Below are 4,539 nucleotides of genomic sequence, written 5' to 3' on the forward strand. Positions count from 1 at the left end.
TAGACATAATAAATACTCCCCCATAAGCAGCCAGATTTTTATTTTTTAATCTGTCTACCTAAAGGGGAGCATATCATAGTCTGGACGGGGTTATTTTAACTCCGTTCTAATAGAATAAAATATTTGCCTGTAATTTTATATAATTTATTGTTGTAATTTTAAGAATATTATTTATAATAAAGTTGAGAGGTGATTCAGGTGTCAGTTAAAAATATTAGTGAGGAAAAAGCACTTACTCCAAGAGGAATTGAAACGCGTGAAAAATTGTTAAGAGCAGCTGAAGAGGTGTTTGGGCAGAAAGGGTATTTTGAAACTTCCATCGTCAATATTTCACAGGAAGCTAAAGTGGCCCAGGGAACATTCTATAACTATTTTCCTTCAAAGAAAGATATCTATGATGAGCTGATTCGAACCTACAGCCGGGATTTGCGCATTGCAATTAAGGAAGGTATGGCAGGAAGCTCTTCATTTGAGGAGGCACAGCGAAATGGCTTCTTCGCTTTCTTCAGCTGGGTCAAAAATCATCCGAATTTATACAGCATTGTCCAGCAGGCTGTTGTGGTGGACCAGGAGCTATTCCGCTGGTATTACGGGAAGCTGGCAAACGGATTTTTAAAGAGTCTGTCTCAAGGGATCGAAGCGGGAGAGTTTAAGGACCTGGACCAGGAGACAGTTGCTTACTGCTTAATGTCGATTGGACAGTTCCTCGGCATGAGATGGGTGTATTGGGAAAAGAAAGAAGTTCCTGAAGAAGCATTTGATGCGGCGATGACACTTATCTTTCAGGGGTTAAAAAAGTAAAGAGGGGGAGTTCGATGAAAGGCATTGCCTATTGGATTCAGAAATGGGCATTTACACATCCAGATAGGACAGCAGTCATAACAGATAACGACAAGGTATCCTACAGGCAGCTGGATAAAATGATCGATTCAGCTGCTGTGAAAATTAATGAAAAGCTGCAGGGAAGAAAAGGAGAACGCATCGCCATTCTGTCGAACAACCGGATTGAATACATAGTCCTTCTATTTGCCATTGCAAAGGCAGAATGTGTGGCCGTCCCGCTCAATATTCGGCTAAGTGCAAAGGAACTGGTTTTCCAGCTCAACGACAGCGGCTCAAAGCTGATTTTTGCCGAAAAAGAGAATGCAGAGTTTGCGTCTTCTCTTGTTGAACAAAGCGAATTAGAATCTATGGAGTTTATGGAGGATTTATGCGAGGTTACCCAAACGAGCATTACTAATGAGAATCCAATTGACGAGGAAGCTCCATACATTATCTGCTACACCTCCGGGACCACCGGAAAACCGAAAGGGGCCGTACTGACACAGAGCAATATGTTCTGGAATGCCGTGAATAACAAGCTTGCGATTGATTTAACGTCAAAGGATCGCTGTATCGTGCTGCTTCCGCTGTTTCATATAGGGGGAATCGGGCTGTTTGCCTTTCCGTCCTTATTTTCAGGCGGAACCATTGTGATCCCAGGAAAGTTTGAGCCTGAAAAAGCGCTCGCGATGATTGAAAAACATAAGGTGTCCATTGTGATGGGAGTTCCGACCATTCATCAGGTACTGCTGACAAGCCCATCATTCAAAACGGCTGATTTAAGCACGGTCCGCTGGTTCTATAATGGAGGAGCCCCATGTCCGCGTGAATTAATAGATGCCTATTTTGATAGAGGATTCCTCTTTGGACAGGGCTTTGGAATGACGGAGACATCTCCTACTTTATTTATGCTCACAAAAGAAGACGCACCGCGGAAGAGAGGGTCCATCGGAAAGCCTGTGTTATTTTCTGAATATAAGCTGATCGATTCAAAGGGCAAAGCTGCTGCAAAAGGTGAAGTTGGCGAGCTTGCAGTGAGAGGGCCAAATATCATGAAGGAATATTGGAACCGGCCAGATGCTACTAAGGATGCACTGAAAGATGGATGGCTCCTGACGGGGGATTTAGCCAAATCAGATGAAGAAGGGTTCCTGTTCATTGTAGGCCGAAAGAAAGAAATGATTATTTCCGGCGGGGAAAATATCTATCCGCTGGAAGTGGAGCAAGTGATCAGTCAATTAAGAGATGTAGCCGAGGTTGCGGTGGTTGGAAATGCTAATCCACTTTGGGGTGAAGTGCCAGAAGCGTTCATTGTAAAAGTAAATGGAAGCGCTTTAACTGAAGATGATGTTGTTCAACACTGTCACGGGAATCTTGCAAAATATAAGATTCCAAAGAAGGTAACATTTTTAAACGAGCTCCCGAAAAATGCCACGGGAAAAATACAGAAAACACAACTTTTAGTAAGAAGGTGAAAAGGTGATCAGTTATAGTGTCGGCCAGCAGGCATCCTGCAGCAAAACCATTACAGAAACAGATTTTGTAATGTTTGCAGGAATTAGCGGAGATTTTAACCCGGTCCACATAGACGGGGAATACGCCAAAAAAACGAGATTTAAAAGTCGCATAGCACATGGTCTCTTAACATCCAGTCTATTATCCCAGCTATTGGGTGTGCATCTGCCCGGAAAAGGATCCATTTATGTTGAACAGACCATCCGGTTCAAGGCGCCCGTTTTTATAGGCGATACAATTACCGCACAAGGAACGGTTCAGGAGATTGACAGCAAAAGGCGAATACTGACTTTGCTGACCGAGTGCTTCAATCAGGATGGAACAAAAGTTTTGACAGGCACGGCCAAGATGATGGTGCCTGAGGATGGAGGGGTAATCTGATGGGAATTGGCATTAAAGCAACAGGAGTATTTTTCCCTCCTGGAATCGAAACGGCAGCCGATCTCGCAGTAAAGACAGGCATACCTGAAGAGGTGATTATCGAAAAGTTCGGTTTGGTACAGAAGCATGTTGCAGATGATAGCCTCCATGCCTCCGACTTGGCCATTGCTGCGGGAAGGCAGGCGATCGAAGGGATTGACCCGCTGTCCATCGATGTCGTGATTTATTTTGGCAGTCCTCATAAGGATTATTATGTCTGGTCCAGTGCTCCGAAAATCCAGCATGAATTAGGGGCGAAAAATGCCTATGCGTTTGAAATCATGAATGTCAGCTCCTGCTTTCCGATTGCTTTGAAGGTAGCAAAAGACATGATTGCTTCAGATCAATCAATCCAAAATATCCTGCTGGTTGGGGGATGCAAGGAATCACAAATTATCGATTATGCGAACCCGCGCTCGCGCTTCATGTTCAACTTTGCGGATGGCGGAACGGCTGCACTGATCACAAGGGATTCCTCGCATAGTGAAATACTCGAAAGTGCCATCCTGACAGACGGATCCTTCCATGATGATGTCCGAACGCCTGCTGGAGGGTCTAAGCATTATGCCAGCCGCGAAACAGTTGAAAAAAACCTTCATTATATTGATGTGAAGGATCCGCAATCCATGAAAGAAAGACTCGATCCTGTATCGATTGCAAATTTTGATCATGTAGTTCGCGAAGCACTCCATAGAAGCGGTTATTCTCCTCAAGATATGAAACTCCTATTGCCATTGCACACCAAACGTTCCATGTTCAAAGAACTCTTACAATCACTCGAACTTCCGGAAGAAAAAGCAATTTACTTAAATCACCATGGCCACATGTCTTCACTTGACCCATGCATTGGGCTGCATTTTTCCCAGGAACGGGGACTTTTGAATCCCGGGGATATTGCGGTTGCAGTCAGTGCGGGAACTGGGTATACGTGGGCTGCGACGGTTGTGCAGTGGAAATGAATTAGAAGGATTCATAGATAAGCAGCAAGATTTTACATGGCCTAAGAAAATGAAAATAGGGGGAATGGCTATGAAATTCAAGTTAAACGGCTTTAAATCACTATTAATGCTTGGAATTGCACTCACTCTTATCATTACTTCCGGATGTTCCGGAGACACAGCAAGTTCAGAAGAAGAAACGGTTAAAATTGGTGTTTTAGCTTCCTTAACCGGTCCTCTCGAGACGTACGGAAAGCAGACGGTTGCCGGATTTGAACTGGGGCTCGATTATGCAACCGAGGGATCCAAGGAAGTAGCGGGCAAAAAGGTCGAGTTCATTGTGGAAGATACGGAAACAAAACCTGATGTCGCCGTAAGAAAAGCAACCAAGCTTCTGGAAGAGGATGAAGTAGATTTCTTAGTGGGTTCATCAAGCAGTGGCGACACACTGGCCGTTTTGCCGCTTGCTGAAGAATACGAAAAGATCATGGTGGTGGAGCCTGCGGTTGCTGATAGCATAACCGGTCAGAACTGGAACAAGTATATATTCAGGACTGGAAGAAATTCATCTCAGGATGCCGTTGCCGGTGCAGCTGCAATCGCTGAAAAAGATGTGAAAATCGCGACCTTCGCACAGGATAATGCGTATGGACGGGAAGGAATCGCTGCTTTTAAAGAAGGAGCGGAGAAGCTTGGAGCCACTATTGTGAATGAACAGTTTGCAGACCCGAATTCCACTGATTTCACAGCGAATATTCAAAGCATCAAGTCAAGTCCTGGTTATTGTGTAAAATCAATGGCAAGTGTTTTCAACCAAACCCTTTTATTTTTTTAGCGAAGCTTC

4 protein-coding genes and 1 pseudogene are annotated in these 4,539 nt (G+C 44.3%); all 5 read left to right on the forward strand.

Annotated elements, in window-relative coordinates; genetic code table 11:
* Window positions 1–198 precede the first annotated feature (198 nt).
* Complete coding sequence (locus ACTHRG_RS23435; protein WP_048008510.1) at window positions 199–801, forward strand: TetR/AcrR family transcriptional regulator; 603 nt, start codon at window positions 199–201, stop codon at window positions 799–801.
* A gap of 14 nt (window positions 802–815) precedes the next feature.
* Window positions 816–2,297, forward strand: a complete 1,482-nt coding sequence (locus ACTHRG_RS23440) for an o-succinylbenzoate--CoA ligase (RefSeq protein WP_252218743.1) — start codon at window positions 816–818, stop codon at window positions 2,295–2,297.
* 4 nt (window positions 2,298–2,301) lie between these two features.
* Window positions 2,302–2,718, forward strand: a complete 417-nt coding sequence (locus tag ACTHRG_RS23445) for a MaoC family dehydratase (protein WP_252218741.1) — start codon at window positions 2,302–2,304, stop codon at window positions 2,716–2,718.
* Window positions 2,718–3,716: a 3-oxoacyl-ACP synthase gene (locus ACTHRG_RS23450; RefSeq protein ID WP_076259689.1), complete on the forward strand. Its 999-nt coding sequence runs from the start codon at window positions 2,718–2,720 to the stop codon at window positions 3,714–3,716. The genes ACTHRG_RS23445 and ACTHRG_RS23450 overlap by 1 nt, the downstream gene beginning before the upstream one ends.
* A gap of 106 nt (window positions 3,717–3,822) precedes the next feature.
* A pseudogene (locus ACTHRG_RS23455) lies at window positions 3,823–4,479 on the forward strand (ABC transporter substrate-binding protein); the annotation flags it as partial.
* Window positions 4,480–4,539 lie beyond the last annotated feature (60 nt).

It is taken from the genome of Cytobacillus sp. SAFR-174 (assembly GCF_051964675.1).
Taxonomy (GTDB): Bacteria; Bacillota; Bacilli; order Bacillales; family Cytobacillaceae; genus Cytobacillus.